This window comes from Amycolatopsis sp. NBC_00345, assembly GCF_036116635.1.
In the GTDB taxonomy this organism is placed as follows: Bacteria; Actinomycetota; Actinomycetes; order Mycobacteriales; family Pseudonocardiaceae; genus Amycolatopsis.
On the sequence record NZ_CP107995.1, the window covers coordinates 9,679,913 to 9,699,550 of the forward strand.

The following is a 19,638-nucleotide window of genomic DNA, read 5'->3' on the forward strand; positions in this document are numbered from 1 at the left end:
TGAAGCGTCAGGAAAGCTCCGGGACGACCTTCGAGGTGAACAGCTCGACGCCCGAGCGGTCATAGGCCGCTTCGACGAAGTACGTGATCGCGTACGTCATGCCGAGGCCTTCTAGTTCCTTGAGCCGCGGGATGATCTGCTCCGGGGTGCCGACCAGCGGGCCCGAGGCGAAATTCTGGTACGCGCCCTCCAGCACGTCGGCCGGGAGGAGCGGCTCGTAGTGCGAGCGGATCCACGCCAGGCGGTCCTGCACGTCCTTCTCGGTCTCGCCGATGACGACGTTGTAGTTGGCCGAGCGGACGATCTTGCCGTAGTCCGTGCCGACGTCCTTGCAGTGCGCTTCCAGTACGGAGGACTTGTGCTGGAAGCCCTCGGTGTCACCGACGAAGTTCGTGTACGACGCGTACTTCGCCGCCGTGCGCAGGGTCTTCTTCTCGCCGCCGCCGGCGATCCACAGCGGGATACCGCCTTCCTGCAGCGGGAGCGGGCGGGAGATCGCGCCGTCCACCTGGTAGTGCTTGCCGTCGAGGGTGGCCTTGCCCTCGGTCCACAGCTGGCGCATGATCTGCACGCCCTCGTCGAGCTGGCCGAGCCGGTCGCCCGCGCTGGGGAAGCCGTACCCGTAGGCGCGCCACTCGTGCTCGTACCAGCCGCCGCCGATGCCCATCTCCACGCGGCCGCCGGAGATCACGTCGATGGTGGCGGCGACCTTCGCGAGGTACGCGGGGTTGCGGTAGCCCATGCAGCTGCACATCTGGCCGAGGCGAACCCGGCTCGTCGCGGCGCCGTACGCCGCCATCAGGCTCCACGCCTCGTGCGTGGCTTCGTCGCTGGGGACGGGAACGGTGTGGAAGTGGTCGTAGACCCAGATCGACTCGTACGGCCCGGCATCGGCGTAGCGGGCGAGGTCGAGCATGGTGGTCCAGTGGTCCGCGGGGTCGATGCCGACGAGGTCGTGGCGCCAGCCCTGTGGCACGAAGAGTCCGAATCGCATGGCCCCGACCCTAAGCCTGGAGTCACTCCACCTGCGGCGCGAACCCGGCTATTTCACAGTTTCGGCAGCCGCTGGGAAACTCCGAGCAACGCGGCGAACGGGTCACCGGCCGTTTTGACGCGGTCCAAGACGGTCCGGATGGTCCAGCGGCCGGGGGTGAGGTCCGGGTCGTCGAGTTCGTCCCACTCCAGCGGAACCGACACCGGCGCACCGGGCTGCGGCCGCACGCTGTAGGGCGCCACCAGGGTCTTGTTGTGCACGTTCTGGGTGTAGTCCAGCCGGGCGCGCCCGCCGCGGCGGTCCTTGTGCCACGCCCAGCTCACCAGGTCCGGCACGGTTTTCCCGATCGTCTTCGACACGGTCTCGGCCCACGCCCGCGTCTCGGCGAAGGTGTAGCGCGGTTCGACGGGCACCCACACCTGGATGCCGCGCTGCCCGGTCACCTTCGGCCGCCCGGTCAGGCCGAGGTGCTCCAGCGCCGTGCGGTGCAGCCGGGCGAGCACCAGCACGTCGTCGAAGGACGTTTCCGGGCCGGGGTCGATGTCGAAGAGTGTCCATGTAGGACGGTCGACGTCGGGGATCCGCGACGTCCACGCGTGCAGCTCGAGCGCGCCGAAGTTGGCCAGCCACGCCAGGTCCGCGGCCGCGCCGGGCACGAGGTACTGCTGCACCTCGTCGGCCGTGGCGGCCTCGTTGTGCCAGCGGTGCAACCATTCCGGCGCGTGGTCGGGCACTTCCTTGTGCCAGAACCCGGGTTTCCCGATGCCGCCGGGGAAACGCTGGGTGTTGAGCGGCCGTCCGGCGAGGTAGGGCAGCATCACCGGCGCGATCGAGGCGTAGTACCGGATCAGCTCGCGCTTGGTGATCGGGTCCTCGTCGTCGCGGCCGGGGATCAGCACCTTGTCCAGGTTGGTCAGGTTCAGCTTCCGGCCGCCGACCGTCCAGCTGCCCCGGGCGCCGAGCGCGTCCAGCGCGGCCAGCTCGTCGTCGGTCGGCCCCTCGAACACCGGCTGGACGGGCTCCTCCGCCTCGGCCGCGGGCCGGTCTCCGTGCCACAGCGCCGCGGGAGCCGCCGCGACCTCGTCGTTGGTCAGGCCGCTCTTCGCGGACTTCGGGTGGTCCTCGGCGTCCCAGCCGGCCTGCGCGTGGTCGTCCTGCTTGTGCAGCAACAGCCACTGCTTGCCGTCGCCGTCGCGGCTCGGGTGGATGAGCACGAACCGGCCGGCCAGCTTGTCGCCGAACAGGTCGAAGTGCAGGTTGCCGTCGGCGAGCGCCTGCTCCGGGTCGTCGGTGTCGACGGGCTCCCAGGTGCCGCGGTCCCACACGATCACGTCACCGCCGCCGTACTCGCCGTGCGGGATCACGCCTTCGAAGTCGGCGTACTCCAGCGGGTGGTCTTCGACGTGCACGGCCATGCGGCGGACCTTGGGGTCCAGCGTCGGGCCCTTCGGCACGGCCCAGCTGACGAGCACCCCGCTCAGCTCCAGCCGCAGGTCGTAGTGGCGCCTGCGCGCCCGGTGCCGCTGCACGACGAACCGGTTGCCGGGCGCGGCTTCCCCGCCCGCGGGCTCGGCGGTGCGCTCGAAATTCCGCATCTCGCGGTACTTCGCGAGCCGCTCGGCCGCCTCGTCCATGGTCGCCGCCCTCCTCGTCCCAGGGTAGGACAACGCGCTGGTTTCGGCCGTGTCTCCGGCTCAGCAGACGGACGGCGGTACCGGCTCGTCCACCGCGCCCGCGCACGCGCCGATCTCCGTGGTCGCGGTCGCCTGCTGGAGCAGGCCGTAGAGCTGCTCGCGCTCGTCGTGGTTGAGGCTGGCCAGCACCTCGTCCTCGACGCCGGCCAGCGCGAACTCCGCCTTGGCCAGCTTCTTCGCGCCGACGTCGGTCAGCTCGACGACGTGCCGGCGGCGGTCCTCGGGGGAGCGGCGGCGCTCGGCGAGGTTGTCGGCCTCCAGGTCGTTCAGCAGCCCGACGATGGTGGTGCCGTCCATCTCCAGCGTGCTCGCCAGTGCCCGCTGGGTGCTGCCGCCCTGGTCGCGCAGCACGGTGAGCGCGAGCAGGTGCCTCGGCCGCAGGCCGAGGGGGGCCAGCACGGATTCCGCCCGCAGCCGCATCCGGCGCGAGAGGTGGTCGAGCAGCGCGCCACAGCGGTGCGGCGGCTGGTTGACGACCGGGAGCGAGGTCATCTGCCCAGCATACGAGAGCGGTGAGCGTAGGCATGCTATAAATGGTTTGACCTACCTAAACTATCTATGGATGGCTAACGAGATGGCTCACCTGCTGCACATCGACTCGAGCATCAATGGCGACCTCTCGGTCAGCCGCAAGCTCACCGCCCGCGCCGCCGCCGCTTGGCGCGCCGCGCACCCCGAGGGCACCGTCACCTACCGCGACCTGGGCCGGAACCCGCTGCCGCACCTGGACGCCGAAAACGGCCTGGCCCGCGTGGTGCCCGCCGAGCAGCGCACGCCCGCGCAGGAGGCGTCCTGGAAGCTCACCGAGGAGCTGGTCGGGGAGCTGCAGGAGGCGACGACGGTCCTGCTGGGCCTGCCGCTGTACAACTTCGGCGCGCCGAGCGTCATCAAGTCCTGGGTCGACCACCTGATCGCGCCCGGGCTGGCCTTTGACCCGGCCACCGGCGCCGGCCTGCTCGACGGCCGCGAGTTCCTGGTGCTGGCCAGCCGCGGCGGCGGGTACGGCGAGGGCACGCCCCGCGCCGGCTGGGACCACGCCGAGGCCTGGCTGCCCCACGGCCTGGCGATGACCGGCCTGGAGCCGCGGTTCATCTCGGCCGAGCTGACGCTCGCGGAGTCCAACCCGGCGATGGCCGGACTGCGCGGCCTCGCCGCCGAAAGCCTGGCCGCGGCGGAGCGTGAGATCGACGCGCTTTGGGTTCCGGCCAACGCTTGAGGTTCCGCTGAGGTTCCGCTGGGGTCTGGCTGGGGTCCCGCTGGGCTCCGGTTGAGGTCCCCGGCGGGTCCCGCGGCCCGGGAGGGTGCCGCGGTGTCCTCGGCTGATCCACAGTGGACGGATGCTGGACTCGATCCGGCTTTGCGGCGGGCTATCGCATCCGCGGTCGCCGTAGTGGCAGTAGTGGCCGTAGCTGCGAAGCCCGTCCGCCGTGCTGTCCACCGCGGCGGATCCTCGTACACTTGGTTAACTGGAGTCAGGTCCGTTTAGCCGGGTGAGGTAGGTCGTGGCCGAAGAGGTGAAGCCGCTGCGTGCGGACGCGCAGCTCAACCAGGACCGGTTGCTGGAAGCGGCCGCTCGGGCGTTCGCGCGAGACGGTGTCGGGGCGTCGCTGAAGGCGGTGGCCAAGGACGCGGGCGTCGGGATCGGCACGCTGTACCGCCGTTTCCCGACGCGGGAGACGCTGGTCGAGGCCACCTACCGCAACGAGGTCGCGCGCCTCTGCGACGCCGTCCCGGCCCTACTGGAAACCACGCCCCCCACCGACGCGCTGCGAACTTGGATGGACCGCTTCGTCGCGTTCATGGCGGCCAAACACGGCATGGCCGACACCCTCAAAGCCGTCCTGACCACCGACGGCGACCTCCGCATGCGCACCCGCGACCTGCTCACCGACGCGCTGGAAACCTTGCTCTCCGCCGGCACCGCCAACGGCGCCCTCCGCCACGACGTCGACACGAACGACGTCCTCATGGGACTGGGCGGCGTCACCCTCATTGCCGGCGAACCCGGCCAGGAGGCGTTGGCGAACCGCCTGCTGAACTTGCTTGTCGACGGGCTGCGTTACCAGGCTTCGTGAGTGCTGAGTCGCCCTCATCGCCCCGAGCTTGGCTAGGCGGCGTTGGCGAACCGTCCCTTGAACCTGCTTGTCGACGGGCTGCGCTACCAGGCCTCGTGAGTATGGCGTTGCCCTCATCGCCGCGGTCTGGCTAGAGGCGGCGTTGCTGAACCGTCTGCTGAATCTGCTTGTCGACGGCGGCGTTGTGTGAGTGCTGCGTCGCCCTCTTCGGCGGCAGCCCGGCTAGGCAGCGCTGGCGAACCGCCTGCTGATCCTGCTTGTCGACGGGCTGCGTTACCGGGCTTCGTTCGTGAGCGCTGTCATCCGGCGGAACCGGCTCAGACACTCACGAGCCTCATCGCTGTTCGGCGATGTCGCTGTGCCGGATTCGGTAGACCTGCAGGCTGAGGTCGTAGTATTTGGTCGTCTCGCCGACCCATTCCATGCCCAGCCGTTTCGCCGTGGCGACCGCGCGGGTGTTGTTCGGCCGCGCGACCGCGAACAGCTCGTCGGTGTCCTGAGTGAACGCCCACTCGATCAGCGCGCGCGAGGCCTCCGTCGCGTAACCCTGGCCCCAGGCGTCCGGGTGCAGCTGCCAGCTCAGCTCCAGGTCCTCACGGAACGGCGGCAGCAGCCGAATCCCGAGCCCGCCGACCACGGCACCGTCCGACTTCCGCTCGACGGCCCACCGCCCACGCGGCGGGATCATGTTCGGCTGCGCCTCGAGCCATGCCTGCAAAACCGAGCGCATCGCGGCGACGTCGGTGACGCGGTCCATCGCCGGGGTCAGCCAGTGGGTGACCTGCGCCGTGCCGTAGACCTCGTACGCGGCTTCGGCGTCTCCGGCCGACCAGTCACGGATCACGAGACGGTCGGTGGCCAAGGGCATTTCCATGCTTGAACGGTACGCCGGACCAGTACCCCAGCGGCAGGTGACGAGCGGCACCTTCATCGTCAGTGTCCGCCGTTCGCCAGTGCAGCGGTGTTGGTGCAGCCAGCGCAGCGCCGTCAGCGCAGCGCCCGCCGGCCAGCGTCGGCTACAGGCATTTTCGAAGTAACCTGTGGCGCGTGGAGATCTGGGTCAACCCGCGTTGTTCGAAGTGCCGTTCCGCCGTCTCACTGCTCGACGAGGCCGGCGTCGCCTACACCGTGCGCCGTTACCTCGACGAACCGCCGACGCCCGCCGAACTTGACGCCGTCCTCCAGCGCCTGGGCCTCGACCCGTGGGACATCACCCGCACCGGCGAGAAGGTGGCGGCCGAGCTGGGCCTGAAGTCCTGGCCCCGCACCCCCGACGCGCGATCCCGCTGGATCGACGCCCTCACCGCCAACCCCACCCTGATCCAGCGCCCGATCATCACCGCCGACGACGGCACCACCCTCATCGCGCGCGACGAGGAATCAGTGCGCTCGCTCCTGCCCTGACGTCCCGGCACTTTGACACTCCGGTGCCCCGGCACCTGGCGACACCCTGGCACTCCGATGCCCCGGCACCTGGCGACACCCTGGCACTCCGATGCCCCGGCACCTGGCGACACCCTGGCACTCCGATGCCCCGGCACCTGGCGACACCCTGGCACTCCGATGCCCCGGCACCTGGCGACACCCTGGCACTCCGATGCCCCGGCACCTGGCGACACCCTGGCACTCCGATGCCCCGGCACCTGGCGACACCCTGGCACTCCGATGCCCCGGCACCTGGCGACACCCTGGCACTCCGGCGCCCGTCGCTCCGATGCCCGGCACCCGGCATCCGGACCCGGCATCCAGCGGCACCCCGCGCCCCGGCCCTCCGATGTTTGACGTCCCGGCAGCCCGACGAGCCCACGCTCCGGTGCCCTGACACCCCGGCACCTCGCCACTCCGGCACCTCGCCACTCCGACACCAGGGCGCCCTGACGACTCAACGCTCGCGTGTGGACTCTCCATCACGCGTGGACTCCCCGCTAACGGAGGGCATCGGCCAACCTCCTGTACACGGAGCCAACCGAGAGCATCAGCCGATCCCGGAATCCGTCGCGCGCCCGAGCCCAACCGGTGCCGAGGGTGCCTTGATCGCGGTCACAGTCCTTGTCCCGTGGCCATCTCCTTCCGTCCTCGATCCTCCTCCCGTCATCCACTCCGTCCGCCGTGTCTCAAAAGTATCATAAACCGTCTCATTAATGCGAGCCCGAAAGGTGCCGGTAGACCGTCGCGCGGGAAACGCCCACCGTGGCAGCGATTTCGTTGGCTGAAAACCCCCGATCGTGGAGGTCTCGGCACATGATGACCAGGTTGTCCGTCATCTTGCTGGGGCGGCCGCGGGCGGGGCGGGGGCTTGCCTGGCCGGCGAACAGGCGGCGCACACCGTCGAGGACGGCGGCTCGGAGTTCGTGCAGCGGGCTGTCCGCGAACAGGACCACGGGGTCGCTCAGCATGGCGATGGCCTGTGCGGCGCGCACGCGCTGCGGGAAGTCCGCTTCCGGGCCCGCGACCAGTGCGTTCGCACGCAGCATGCTGTCGCGGAATCGGTCGAAGGTCACCGATGACGCGGTCAGTCCGAGGTCTCGCAGGTTGAGCCGCAGCAGGTGACGGTGCTGGAGCCAGACGTCGAGGAGGCCTTCGAAGACGTTCCAGCGCACCTCGTCCGGGTCGGCCGCCTCGGCGATCGCGAGGCAGCGCTCGAGGTCCACCAGCAGCGGCTCGGCCAGCGCCGTGATGATGTCCGCCTTGCCGGGGAAGTGGTACAGCACAGCGGTTTTGGTGACGCCGACGCGCTCGGCGATCTCCCGCACCGACGTCGCGTGGTAGCCGCGCGCGGAGAACTCGTCCATGGCGGCGCGCAGGATGCGGGCCCTGGTGTCCGGGGGAACCTCTTCACTCACGGCCCGATCCTAGACCACTTGCCTGACCGGCGGACAGGAGCGTACTGTCGATTCTGACCAGCGGTCAGGAGGCCGTTCGGCGGGAATACCTGGGGGACCGAAGACATGACAGCGAAGACAGTGCTGATTTCCGGAGCGGGCGTCGCCGGGCCGACACTCGCCTATTGGCTGGCCCGCGCCGGTTTCCGGCCCACCGTCGTCGAGCGGGCGGGCGGTCTGCGGTCGAGTGGGAGCCCGGTGGACGTGCGGGGCCCCGCCGCCGAGGTGGCCCGGAAGATGGGCCTGCTGTCGCGGCTGCGCGAGGCGGCCACCGACGTCACCGGCCTGAAGTTCGTGAACGACCGGGGAAAACGCGTCGGCCGGGTGACGCTGGACAACGCCGGGGGAGAGGACGTCGAGCTGAGCCGCACCGAGCTGGCGCGCATCCTCTACGAGGCGAGCCAGGACGAGGCCGAGTTCGTCTTCCATGACTCGGTGACGGCGCTGGAACAGGACGACGGCGGCGTGGACGTCACGTTCGAGAAAGGCGCTCCACGGCGGTTCGACCTCGTCGTCGGCGCGGACGGCCTGCACTCGGCCGTGCGCAAGCTGGCGTTCGGCGCGGAGACGACGTTCGTGGAGCACATGGGTGTGTACGTCGCGACTCTGCCGCTCGACGGTCCGGTGGCGGACCCGCACAACGTGGTCATGTACAACTCGCCGGGCCGCGCGGTCGCCGTGCACCCAGGCCGTGGGCATGACCATGGCCGTGGCATCGCGGCGTTCATGTACCGCGGCGCGGCCGTACCTGGTTTCGACCACCGCGACACCGCGCAGCACCGCCGCATGCTGGCCTCCGCATACGCCGGGGCCGGCTGGCGGGTGCCGGAGCTGCTCGAACAGGTCCGGCACGCGGACGACCTGTACCTCGACTCCGTCAGCCGGGTCCGCATGCCCGCCTGGTCCGCGGGCCGGATCGTGCTGGCCGGTGACGCGGCCTCGTGCGTCTCGCTGTTCGGAGACGGCTCGACCCTGGCGATGACCGGCGCGCACACGCTCGCCACCGCCCTGACCGAGTCGCCCGGCGACCACGTCGCCGCGTTCCGCCGGTACGAGACCACGCACCGGAAGCTGACGGCGCCGAAACAACGCAACGTTCCCGTCGCGGCGGCCCTGCTCATCCCCGCCACCCGCGCCGGCATGACGGTCCGCAACCTGGGCACCCGCCTTGCACCGCTCGTCACCGCGGTGCAACGGATGACCACGGCCCGCAGCGCGTGAGCCGGCGGCGGAAATGAGTGGACAGCGCACGGGGGAGCCGGTGTGATCGGGAGACATTCGAGGCCGGGGAGGCTGAGTGTCCACTGGGGACATGTCGTCCGACGAGGTGACCATCACCGTGGCCGTGGTGCGGCGGCTCGTGGCCGGGCAGTTCCCGGAGTGGGCCGAGCTGCCGGTGGTGCCGGTGCCGTCGCCCGGGGTGGACAACGCCACCTACCGGCTCGGCGAAACGATGTCGGTGCGGCTGCCGCGGTTCTCACGGTGGGAGGGGCAGGTGACGCGCGAGCAGCGCTGGCTGCCACGCCTCGCGCCGCACCTGCCGCTGGCCGTGCCGGTTCCGCTCGCGGTGGGCGCGGCGACGGCCGAGTACCCGTTCCCGTGGTCGGTCTACCGCTGGCTCGACGGCGAGCGTGCCGACCCGGAGCGGCTCACGGACCTGTGGCGCACGGCCCTCGACCTGGCGGGGTTTTTCCTTGCGCTGCAAGCTATCGATACCACCGACGGGCCGCCGCCGGAGTGGAGCAACGGTTTCCGCGGCGTCCCGATGGGGGATCCGCGCGATTCGGCTGTGGTGGAGTCGCGGCTGCGCACCAGGATCGCCGCGCTCGCGGGGCGCATCAACACCGACGCGGCGACGGAGGTGTTCGAGACGGCGCTGGCGGCACCCGCGTGGGACCGCCCACCAGTCTGGGTGCACGGCGATCCGGCCCCGGGCAACCTGCTGGCCCGCGACGGCCGCCTGTCGGCCGTGATCGACTTCGGCACCCTCGCAGTGGGCGACCCGGCCTGCGACCTCATCGTCGCGTGGACCCTCCTGGACGACGATGCCCGCGGGGTCCTCCGTGAAGCCCTCGCCGTCGACGACGCCACGTGGGCGCGCGGCCGGGCCTGGGGACTGACCGCCGTGCTGCCGGACCCTTCTCGCCCTGTTGTGGAAGGGGAGGCCGACCGCTTCGACGCCCTCGTCGCCGACCTCCGGCGAACCGGGGATCCGTCCCGCTAGGCCGAATGGTCCAAATTGCGGCACGGACGGAACCTCGCCCTCCACCTCGCCGTAACCACCTGGTGATCCATGGCCAGTGGAGGTGCCAGTGCGTAAGTCCTTGACCGTCCTCGGTGTCGCGGTGTTCGTCGCGGCCGGGGCGACGGGTGTGGCGGCGGCCGAGCCGTCGCAGCAGCAACTGCAGCAGTGGAACCAGCAGCAACAACAGGAACAGCGGCAGCAGAAACAGCAACAACAGCGGCAGCCACAGGCGAGATCCGTCGTGCTGATCACCGGTGACGTCGTCACCGTCCGGCCAGCTGGGGACGGGCGGGAGGTGTTCGACGTGCAGCCCGCGGCGCAGAAGGGGGCGGCGCGGTCGATCGTGCACCTCGGGCTCGGCGGGCGGGACTACGAGATCCCCGCGACCGCTCTGCCCTACCTGGGCAAGGGGCTCGACCTCGGGCTCTTCGACGTGCACGCGCCCGCGGCCAACCAGCCGGACCGCGTGGCCGCGGCGGAGTTCGGCCGCAAGCTCGCCCGGCAGTACGACCAGGACCGTGCCCGCGGCAGCTTCGGGGGACAGGGGCTGTTCGCGAACGGCGCCCACTTCGGCAACGAGTCGCCGAAGGACGCGACGCCGAAGGGCGAGTTGCCGACCGACGAGACGCCGGAGACCGGGACGCCGACCAACGAGACGCCGGAGACCGAGACGCCGAAGACCGGGACGCCGAAGGACGCGACGCCGAAGGCTGGGGCGCCGAAGACTGGGACGTCGACCAACAAGCCGCCGACCGACGAGCCGCCGACCGACGAGTCGCCGACCGACGAGTCGCCGACCGACGAGTCGCCGACCAACGAGCCGCCGAAGACCGAGACACCGCAGCAACAACCCCGCACGGTAATGAACACCGTCACCCTCGCTGCGAACGAGATCGACGGCAAGCCGTCCGACACCGGCCTCGCCGTGTTGTACAACAACGACGACGCCACGTTGTTCGACGGGAACGAGGCCTCCAACACCTACTACGGCGGCGTCGCCAAGTTCAGTGCGCCCGCCGGGAACTACAGCGCGTTCAGCGTCTTCTTCACCACCGGCGCCGACGGCTCCGTCACCGAGGTGCGGGAGGTGGTGAACCCGGAGCTGACCGTCAAGGGCGACACCACCGTCCGCATGGATGCCGCCCGCGCCACCAGCAAGGTCACCTGGGTGACGCCGCGTCCGGCGCTTCTCGACGACAACGGCTTCTTCATCCGCCGCGCCGCCAAAACCGGGCCGGCGCTCACGCTCGACTACGACGCCGGGCCCGGTGTGCCCGTCTGGGTTTCGCCGGTCGCCAAGGCCGTGCGGACCGGCGAACTGCAGTCGTACCCGTACTCGCGGCTCATCTCGCCGCCCGGACCGGGCACGCCGTATGAGTACCAGCTGCAGAAGGCGACCGTCGGCACCATCCCGGGCCAGCGTTACGTCGTCACCGACAAGGACGTCGCCACGATCGACGCGAGCTACTACTCGGAGTTCGAGCTGGTGGGCCGCCACCAGCAGACCGGCATGTTCTCCTTCGAGGACAGCGGCGGCCGCAGCAGCGTGCCGATCGCCTTGCCCCGCCGGCAAACCGAGTACGTCTCCGCGGCACCCGACCTGCTCTGGTTCGGCGGGCTCGCGAAGTACGTCGACAGCACCGGCGGTTTCGAGGGCTGGTACGGCGCGCAGTACACGAACAGCGAGGTCTACCCGGCCGGCCGGCACTTCAGCGAGGGTTTCAACCAGTTCCCGCTGCACCCCACCGCGCACACCGCGGTCGGCCCGGCGATCAAGAACTCGTTCCTCACCGTGCCCGGCGCCGTGCGAAAGGGCGACGACGTCTCGGTGCTGCTCACGCCGTTCAGCGACAACCAGCCCGGGCACAACGGCATGGGGCTCTACGGCGAGTCGCGCGACACCATCTCCGGGCATTACGTCCTCACCCAGGACGGGAAGACCGTCGCCGAAGGCGTGCCGGACGGGGACGTCAGCTTCAGCCAGCCGGTGAGCGCGACGCCGTCGACGCTCGGGCTGACCGTTGATGCCGGCCGCCAGGGACCGAATTACCTGCTTTCGACGGCGAGTCACACCGAGTGGACCTGGCGTTCACAGCACGTCGACGGCGGCGGGCTGCCCGCTCCGCTCGTGTGCGTCATCTCCCGGGGCGACGCGCCCGACCGGGCGTGCGCGGTCGAGCCGCTGCTCTCGCTGGGTTACGCCGTCGGCGGGCTGGGCGTGAACGGTTCCGCGGCCGGCGGCGCGCAGACGCTCGACGTCACCGTGGGCCACCTGCAAGGTGCGGCCGGGAGCGCCGTCACCGGCACGACGGTGCAGTTCTCCACCGATGGCGGCAAGACCTGGCAGGACGCCACCGTCACCCCGGGCGCGAACGGCGTCTTCCACGCGGCCTACACCGTGACAGCCACCAGCATGCGCGGCACGGACGTGGCGTTGCGCGTCACCGCCGCCGACGCGGCCGGCGCCACGATCGCGGAGACGCTCACCGCCGCCTACCACGTGAACTACTGAGGGGAAGTCCACTGTGTACCGAAGAGTGATCACCGTCGCGGCGGTGGTGGGGGCGGCGATCGTCGCCCCCACGGGAACAGCTGAGGCGAACGCGGTCCCGCGTGCGGTGTGCGGTGCCGTCGGGCCGACCCAGGCCCGTTGCTTTACCGAGTACGTGAGGGCGGCCGACGCGCCGGAGGGCTGGGGAGCGACCGACCTCGCGTCGGCCTATCGGCTGCCCGCCGACGCCGGGCCCGGTGACCTCGTGGCGATCTCCATCGCCTACGACTCGCCGGACCTGGAAGCCGACCTCAACACCTACCGCACTCAATACGGCCTGTCGCCGTGCACCTCGGCGAGCGGCTGCTTCCGCAAGGTGAACCAGAAGGGTGACGCGGCGCCGCTGCCCGTGGCGGACTACGGCTGGGGCCTGGAGTCCACTTTGGACGTGTCGATGGTATCGGCCGCCTGCCCGTCGTGCCGGATCCTGGTGGTGGAAGGGAACAGTCCGTCGTTTCCCGATCTCGCCGCCACGGAGGACGCGGCCGTACGGCTGGGCGCGAAGATCGTGACCAACAGTTACGGCGGGCGCGAGAGCGGCTTCTCGCTGTCGTATGCCGGCAGCTACCAGCACCCGGGCGTGACGACCGTGGTGTCCTCCGGCGACTCCGGGTTCACCGCGGCCAGCTTCCCGGCGGTGCTGCCGGACGCGGTCGCCGTCGGCGGCACGACGCTGGCGAAGGACACGTCGGGGCGCGGCTGGGCGGAGTCGGCCTGGGCCGGGGCCGGCAGCGGCTGCTCGGCGTACGTGGAGAAACCGTTGTGGCAGAAGGACAAGAGCTGCCGTAATCGCACGGTCGCGGACGTCTCCGCGGTCGCCGAGGGTCTGTCGCTGTACTACGACGGCAGCTGGGGCACGGTCGACGGGACGAGCGCGTCGGCGCCGTTCGTGGCGGGGCTGATCGCGCGGGCCGGGCACGCGGGCACGACGAGTGCGGCCACCGTTTACGCGGGTGGGGCGCACTTCTTCGACGTCACCAGCGGCTCGAACGACGGCGCCACGGGTGGCGCGAAGTGCAGCGGCGACTACCTGTGCGTCGCGGCGGCCGGTTACGACGCGCCCACGGGCGTCGGCACGCCGGACGGATTGGCGGGCCTCTGAGAAACGCCGTCCGGCCGGGCCCGTGACATCTGTCAGGCCCGGTTCCGGCCGGACGGCATACCTCCGGCAGCCCCGCCGCCGCGAGGCTGAGCGCATGACGACGAACAAGGGCGGGCCCGGCGACGTGGCCCGGATGCTGGCGATCGACGTGGCGCTGCCCACGGGGGCGTACTACGCGCTGCACGCGATGGGGGTGAGCACGTTCGCGGCGCTTGCGCTGAGCGGCGTGATCCCACTGGCGCGGACGCTGCTGCAGTTCGCCCGCGAGCGCACGCTGAACGGCCTCGCTCTGGTGGTGCTGGCGACGAACGTCGCGGGCATGATCCTGACCTTCGTCTCCGGTGACGCCCGGATGATGATCGCGAAGGACTCCATTGGCAGCGGCGTGACGGGCGTGGTGATCCTGGTATCGGCCGCCACGGCGCGCCCGCTGCTCACCGCCGCCCTCCGCCCGTTCCTCACCAACGGCGACGCCGCGCGCGAGACAGCGTGGGAGCGTCTCATGACCGGCCCGGGCCGCTTCTCGTCGATCCTCCGCCGCGCGAGCGTCGTGTGGGGCTGTGCTTTTGTGCTGGAGAGCGCCGCCCGCGTGGTCGGCGCCTTCACCCTCCCGATCGACACGATGGTCTGGCTGGGCACGGTGATCTTCGTGGCGGCCCTCCTGACGTCGATGGTCCTGACCGGCGTCGTGACCAGCCGGGCGGGGGCCCTGATGGCTAGCGAAACCGAGCTGGTGGCGGCCTGACCGGCGCCGGGATCGTGAGATGCGATCCGCTATAACCGCAGGTAGATTCGCGGTCGTGACCTTGACAGAGGCTGCTCATGCGTGAGGACGAGGTCCGCGCGCAGCTCACCACGCCGCTGGCCGCGCCGGCGTTCCCGCGCGGGCCGTACCGGTTCACCGACCGGGAATACCTGAACATCACCTACCGGACGGACCCGGACGCGTTGCGGGCGCTGGTGCCCGAGCCGTTGCGGGTCGGCGAGCCGCTGGTGCGGTTCGAGGTGATGCGGATGCCCGACGTGACCGGGCTGGGCGACTACACCGAGTCCGGGCAGGTCGCGATGGTCACCTACGACGGCGAACCCGGCGAGTTCACCCTCGGCATGTACGTGGACAGCCTGCCCGCCATCGCGAGCGGGCGCGAGGTCGCCGCGTACCCGAAGAAGCTCGGGGCACCGAAGCTCTTTGTCGACTCAGACACGCTCGTCGGCACACTCGACTACGGCTCGATCCGCGTCGCGCTCGCCACCATGGGCTACAAACACCGTGAACTGGACAAAAGCGTTGCCCGCCAAGAGCTGACCGCGCCGACGTACATGCTCAAGATCGTGCCCGGCTACGACGGGAAGCCGCGGATCTGCGAGCTGGCGCGCAGCCAGATCAGCGACCTCACGGTCAAGGGCGCGTGGACCGGCCCCGCCCGGCTGCACCTGGTCGCGCACGCGCTCGCGCCACTGGCCGACCTGCCCGTGCTGGAGGTCGTCTCCGCGAGCCACCTGCTCACCGACCTGACACTGGGCCGCGCGGCCGCGGTGCACGACTACCTCGCCTGAGGAGCAACCACATGAAGGCCACCATCGTCGGAGCCGGGGTCATCGGCGTTTCGTGGGCCGGGCTGATGCTGTCGCGCGGGCTCGAGGTGACGGTCAGTGACCCGGCGCCGGATATCGAGGCGCAGGTGCGCGCGGGGCTCGCCGAGCTGGTCCCGGCGCTGCGTGAGCTGGGCCTGCCGGCCGACGGCCTCGAGGCGCGGCTGAGCTTTGAGGCGGACCTCGCCACCGCCGTCGCGGGCGCCGGTGTCGTGCAGGAGAACGGGCCCGAGCGGCTCGACCTCAAGCACAAGATCTGGTCGACGATCGAGGCCGCCGCGCCGGCGGACGCGCTGTTTCTGACCTCGACCTCGGGCATCCCCGCCACCGAGATCGCCACCGCGCTCCAACGGCCGGAGCGCCTCATCGTCGGCCACCCGTTCAACCCGCCGCACCTGATCCCGCTGGTCGAGGTGGTGCCGGGGGAGCGGACGTCGGCGGAGACGGTCGAACGGGCCGTCGAGTTCTACCGGAGCCTGGGCAAGAAGCCGATCGTGCTGGGCAAGGAGGTGCCGGGTTTCGTCGCGAACCGGCTGCAGGCCGCGATCTTCCGCGAATGCGTGCACCTGGTCGCCGACGGCGTGGTGACCGAGCAGCAGTTGGACGACGTCGTCACGTCCTCGCTGGGGCAGCGGTGGGCGGTGAGCGGGCCGTTCCTGAGCTTCCACCTCGGCGGCGGCGCGGGCGGACTGCCGCACTTCCTCGAGCACCTCGGTCCCGGCCTGCGCAAACGCTGGGGCCAGCTGGGCACGCCGGACCTCGACGAGCCCACCGTCGCGCTGCTGAGCGAGCAGGCCGCCGGGTTCGGCGGGACGGTCGACGAACTGGCGAAGGCCCGTGACACCGCGCAGATCGCCGTGATGAAGGCGCTGGGCACCACTCCCGGACAGGAGTCCTGATGTCGGTCACCGAGAAGATCGAGGCCGCGCTGGCGAACCCGATCCGCTCCGAGGACGAGGACACGTTCGACATCCACGAGGCGCTCGGGGAGGTACTCGCGGCGGCCGGGATGTCCGAAAAGGACAGTGGCGGGAAGGTCGAGTTCGCCGGCGCCGACCCCGTGGTGCCGAGCGCGGTACGGCTCGGCGCGGCGCCCGCGATCGGGCTCGTCGCGAAGTCGGTCGCGCTGGCCGCGCTGTGGCGCCACCGCGGCGGTCCCGGCCAGGACATCAGCATGGACCTGCGCCAGGCCCCGCACCGGCTGTGCCCGTTCTACGACAAGAAGTGGGAGCTGCTGAACGGCCTGCCGCCGACCAACACCGGCGACCCGGGCAGCCCGCTTTCGCTCAGCTTCTACCGCGCCGGCGACGGCCGCTGGGTGATGCCGCTCAACATCTACCCGAAGCTGAAGTCCAAGACCCTCAAGCTGTTGCGCACCTACGACGACAGCACGGCCATCGCGAACGCCGTGGCCCGCTGGAGCGCTGCCGAGCTGGAAGAGGCGGGCTCCGACGCGGGCCTCGTGATGCCGATGGTCCGCAGCACGGAGGAGTTCCTGGCCACCCGGCAGTACCAGGACGTGCTCGCCGGCCTGCCGTTGATCGAGATCGAGAAGATCGGCGACTCGGACCCGGAGCCGCTGCCCGAGGGCGCGACACAGCCGCTCGACGGCATCCGCGCGCTCGGCATGGGCCACGTGATCGCGGGCGCGGGCATCGGCCGCGCGCTGGCGCAGCACGGGGCCGACGCGCTGAACCTGTGGCGCCCCACCGAGTGGGAGAACGACGTGGTCTACCTGACCGCGAACGTCGGCGTCCGCTCGTCCACTGTGGACTTCGCACGGGACCCCGCGGCCATGGCGCGGGTGCACGAGCTGCTGCGCGGCGCCGACGTGTTCTACGCCAACCGCCGCCCCGGGCTGGTGTCCGGCCTCGGGCTCTCGGCCGAGCGCGCCGCGGAGATCCGGCCGGGCATCATCCACACCACCGTCTCGCTGCACGGCGAGCGCGGGCCGTGGGCCGGCCGCGTCGGCTTCGACCAGACCGCCGGCTGCGTCACCGGCATGATGACCCTCGAAGGCACGCCGGACCAGCCGAAACTGCCGCACATCACCGTGGTCAACGACTACCTGGTGCCGTGGCTCGCCACCACCGGCATCTGCGCCGCCCTGATGCGCCGCGCCACCGAGGGCGGCAGCTACCGCGTGCACATCTCGCTCACGCGCATCGCGCTGTGGATCATCAGCCTCGGCGTGTTCGACAAGAACTACGCGCACGCGATCGCGGGCACCGGCGAGCGGCACGCCTACCTCGACCCGGAGACGTTCACCGCCGAGACGCCGCTGGGGCGCTACCAGGGCGTCACCGACCAGGTCCGGATGTCGGAGACGCCGGGCGAGTTCTCGACGATCTTGGTGCCCCGCGGTTCGGGTCGCGCCGAGTGGCTGCAGCGTTAGGGTCGTGATCATGAGCGAGATCCCCGAAGTCGTGTCCCGTCTGCGTACCGCTTTCCAGGCCGGGCGGACTAAGCCGCTGGAGTGGCGGAAGGCGCAGCTGACCGCGTTGAAGGCCATGCTCCTGGAGCAGGCGGACGACTTCCTCGCCGCCCTGCACGCCGACCTCGGGAAGAACGCGGCCGAGGCGCGCAGCGCGGAGATCACCTTCGTGGCCAACGAGGTCGAGCACACGCTGGAGCACCTCGACGAGTGGGTGGCGCCGGAAGCCGCGCCGCTGCCGGAACGGCTGATGCCCGGGCGCGGCACGGTCGTGCGCGAGCCGCTGGGCGTCGGGCTGATCATCGGGCCGTGGAACTACCCGCTGCACCTCGTGCTGGCGCCGCTGGTCGGCGTGCTGGCCGCGGGCAACGCCGCCGTGGTGAAGCCCAGCGAACTCTCGCCGACGGTGTCCGCCGCGATCGCCCGGCACGTGCCGGCGTACCTCGACCCCGAGGGCGTCGCCGTGGTCGAGGGCGCGATCCCGGAGACCACCGAGCTGCTGGAGCAGCACTTCGACCACATCTTCTACACCGGCAACGGCGCCGTCGGCCGGATCGTGATGACCGCCGCGGCCAAGCACCTCACGCCGGTGGCGCTGGAGCTGGGCGGCAAGAGCCCGGTGATCGTCGACACCGACGTCGACCTGCGGCTGACCGCCGAGCGGATCGTCTACGGCAAGTTCATGAACGCGGGCCAGACCTGCGTGGCGCCGGACTACGTGCTCGCCGTCGGCGACACCGCGGAGAAGCTGGAGCCGCTGCTGGCGGACGTGCTGCGCGCCAGGTTCGGCGACGACCCGGCCGCCAGCCCCGACTACGGCCGGATCGTCAACACCCGGCACTTCGACCGGCTGTCGAAACTGCTCGGCAGCGGCCGCGTGGTCACCGGCGGCCAGACCGACCGGGACGCCAAGTTCATCGCGCCGACCGTGCTCGCCGACGTCGCGCCGGACTCGCCCGTGATGGGCGAGGAGATCTTCGGGCCGATCCTGCCGGTGCTGAAGGTGGCTTCGCTGGACGACGCGATCACGTTCATCACCGGGCGGGACAAGCCACTCGCCCTGTACGCGTTCACCGGCTCCGCGGAGACAAAACAGCGCATTCTCGACGAAACCTCCTCGGGCGCCGTGGGATTCGGCCTGCCGGTGGCGCACCTGACCGCGTCCGACCTGCCGTTCGGCGGCGTCGGCGAGAGCGGGATGGGGCGCTACCACGGGAAGTACTCCATCGACACGTTCAGCAATCTGAAGGCCGTGCTGGACAAGCCGCTGGGGTAACGAGATCCCCGTGCGGAGGCGCTCGGACGGCTACGATCTCCGGTTATGAGCCACCCAGGGGGTCCGCCGGGACAGCAGCCGTGGCCGGGGTATCCGCAGCAGCCCGGACAGCCGCACCAGCCGCAGCCGGGGCCGGGGCAACAGCCCGGGCAACAGCAGTGGCCGCAGCAGCCCGGTCAACAGCAGTGGGCCCAGCCGGGAAACCCGTATCCGCAACAACAGTGGGCGCAGCAGCCTCAGGCCGCCTGGGGTCAGGGACAACCGCAGCGACCCGCTCCGTTGACCGCGGTCGGGCTCGGCGTGATCCCGGCCGCGCTCGGGATCGTGCTGGAGCTGGTGGCGCTGTTCGCCGTGCCGTGGGTGACGTTCACTTCGGGGACCGCGTCGGTTTCGATGACCTTCCTGGACCTCCTGCGCCAGTCGGACGCGGTGCGGTTCTCGTCCGGCCTGGCCACGTCGTACGTGCAGTGGTTCGCCTTCCTCGTCACGGTCGTGACGATGGCGAGCGTGCTGCCGTGGACGCTGGGCGCGCTGCGCACCAAGCGTTCGGCGTTCCTGCTCAGCAGCATCCGGCGCAAGGAGCTGACGCACGCCAACTTCTGGTGGTACCGCACGGTTTTCGCGGGCCGGGCGACGGTGATGCTTCTGCTGCACGCCGCCGGGGTCGTGTTGATCTTCGCGCGGAACTTCTCGCTGCTGGGGCTGGGGCCGTATCTGCTGGTCGGCGGGGCGCTCCTGGTAGTTGTGGGTGCCGCGATCGGCCCGCGCAAGGCACCGGGGATGCCCCGCTGA

18 protein-coding genes are annotated in these 19,638 nt (G+C 70.8%); 13 read left to right on the forward strand and 5 right to left on the reverse strand.

The features are described from left to right. Nucleotides 1-7: 7 nt before the first annotated feature. The 3 genes from OG943_RS44265 to OG943_RS44275 are packed head-to-tail and all read right to left on the reverse strand — an operon-like array spanning nt 8 to nt 3,180. Entirely contained in the window at nt 8-994 is a 987-nt protein-coding gene (locus tag OG943_RS44265) for an LLM class F420-dependent oxidoreductase (protein ID WP_328606834.1), read from the reverse strand. A 53-nt stretch (nt 995-1,047) separates the two neighbouring features. After that, nucleotides 1,048-2,628 carry a non-homologous end-joining DNA ligase gene (gene ligD, locus OG943_RS44270; RefSeq protein ID WP_328606835.1) on the reverse strand — a complete coding sequence of 527 codons (1,581 nt, stop codon included), beginning with the start codon at nt 2,626-2,628 and terminating at the stop codon, nt 1,048-1,050. Nucleotides 2,629-2,688: 60 nt separating this feature from the next. Then, the gene (locus OG943_RS44275; RefSeq protein WP_328606836.1) at nt 2,689-3,180 is read right to left on the reverse strand and encodes a MarR family winged helix-turn-helix transcriptional regulator; all 492 of its coding nucleotides are present in this window, start codon (nt 3,178-3,180) and stop codon (nt 2,689-2,691) included. Nucleotides 3,181-3,262: 82 nt separating this feature from the next. Between OG943_RS44275 and OG943_RS44280 the strand changes: the two genes are divergently transcribed. Both OG943_RS44280 and OG943_RS44285 read left to right on the forward strand, forming a co-directional pair. Next, entirely contained in the window at nt 3,263-3,904 is a 642-nt protein-coding gene (locus OG943_RS44280) for an FMN-dependent NADH-azoreductase (RefSeq protein WP_328612337.1), read from the forward strand. 286 nt (nt 3,905-4,190) lie between these two features. Next, nucleotides 4,191-4,763 (forward strand): TetR/AcrR family transcriptional regulator, encoded by a 573-nt coding sequence (locus OG943_RS44285; RefSeq protein ID WP_328606837.1) that lies wholly within the window; start codon nt 4,191-4,193, stop codon nt 4,761-4,763. Nucleotides 4,764-5,097: 334 nt separating this feature from the next. Here the strand turns inward: OG943_RS44285 and OG943_RS44290 are convergent, their stop codons facing one another. After that, the gene (locus tag OG943_RS44290; protein ID WP_328606838.1) at nt 5,098-5,637 is read right to left on the reverse strand and encodes a GNAT family N-acetyltransferase; all 540 of its coding nucleotides are present in this window, start codon (nt 5,635-5,637) and stop codon (nt 5,098-5,100) included. Nucleotides 5,638-5,810: 173 nt separating this feature from the next. Between OG943_RS44290 and OG943_RS44295 the strand changes: the two genes are divergently transcribed. Further along, complete coding sequence (locus tag OG943_RS44295) at nt 5,811-6,167, forward strand: ArsC/Spx/MgsR family protein (RefSeq protein WP_328606839.1); 357 nt, start codon at nt 5,811-5,813, stop codon at nt 6,165-6,167. Between the two features lie 734 nt (nt 6,168-6,901). Here OG943_RS44295 and OG943_RS44300 read toward each other — a convergent pair. Further along, complete coding sequence (locus OG943_RS44300) at nt 6,902-7,606, reverse strand: TetR family transcriptional regulator (RefSeq protein ID WP_328606840.1); 705 nt, start codon at nt 7,604-7,606, stop codon at nt 6,902-6,904. A 105-nt stretch (nt 7,607-7,711) separates the two neighbouring features. Between OG943_RS44300 and OG943_RS44305 the strand changes: the two genes are divergently transcribed. From OG943_RS44305 to OG943_RS44350, 10 genes are all read left to right on the forward strand, one after another. Continuing rightward, on the forward strand, nt 7,712-8,866 hold the full coding sequence (locus tag OG943_RS44305) for an FAD-dependent monooxygenase (RefSeq protein WP_328606841.1): 1,155 nt from the start codon (nt 7,712-7,714) through the stop codon (nt 8,864-8,866). Between the two features lie 76 nt (nt 8,867-8,942). Then, a complete protein-coding gene (locus tag OG943_RS44310; RefSeq protein ID WP_328606842.1) occupies nt 8,943-9,869 on the forward strand; it encodes an aminoglycoside phosphotransferase family protein in 927 nt (308 codons plus the stop codon). An 88-nt stretch (nt 9,870-9,957) separates the two neighbouring features. After that, nucleotides 9,958-12,402, forward strand: coding sequence for a hypothetical protein (locus OG943_RS44315; protein WP_328606843.1), 2,445 nt, complete (start codon nt 9,958-9,960; stop codon nt 12,400-12,402). Nucleotides 12,403-12,415: 13 nt separating this feature from the next. Then, on the forward strand, nt 12,416-13,543 hold the full coding sequence (locus OG943_RS44320) for a S53 family peptidase (protein ID WP_328606844.1): 1,128 nt from the start codon (nt 12,416-12,418) through the stop codon (nt 13,541-13,543). 94 nt (nt 13,544-13,637) lie between these two features. Further along, nucleotides 13,638-14,288 carry a VC0807 family protein gene (locus OG943_RS44325; protein WP_328606845.1) on the forward strand — a complete coding sequence of 217 codons (651 nt, stop codon included), beginning with the start codon at nt 13,638-13,640 and terminating at the stop codon, nt 14,286-14,288. A gap of 77 nt (nt 14,289-14,365) precedes the next feature. After that, entirely contained in the window at nt 14,366-15,100 is a 735-nt protein-coding gene (locus tag OG943_RS44330; RefSeq protein ID WP_328606846.1) for an acetoacetate decarboxylase, read from the forward strand. Nucleotides 15,101-15,111: 11 nt separating this feature from the next. Continuing rightward, complete coding sequence (locus tag OG943_RS44335; protein ID WP_328606847.1) at nt 15,112-16,035, forward strand: 3-hydroxyacyl-CoA dehydrogenase NAD-binding domain-containing protein; 924 nt, start codon at nt 15,112-15,114, stop codon at nt 16,033-16,035. Continuing rightward, nucleotides 16,035-17,531 (forward strand): CoA transferase, encoded by a 1,497-nt coding sequence (locus OG943_RS44340; protein WP_328606848.1) that lies wholly within the window; start codon nt 16,035-16,037, stop codon nt 17,529-17,531. The genes OG943_RS44335 and OG943_RS44340 overlap by 1 nt, the downstream gene beginning before the upstream one ends. 10 nt (nt 17,532-17,541) lie before the next feature. Beyond that, nucleotides 17,542-18,846 carry an aldehyde dehydrogenase family protein gene (locus OG943_RS44345; RefSeq protein WP_328606849.1) on the forward strand — a complete coding sequence of 435 codons (1,305 nt, stop codon included), beginning with the start codon at nt 17,542-17,544 and terminating at the stop codon, nt 18,844-18,846. Nucleotides 18,847-19,125: 279 nt separating this feature from the next. Next, the gene (locus tag OG943_RS44350; RefSeq protein ID WP_328606850.1) at nt 19,126-19,638 is read left to right on the forward strand and encodes a hypothetical protein; all 513 of its coding nucleotides are present in this window, start codon (nt 19,126-19,128) and stop codon (nt 19,636-19,638) included.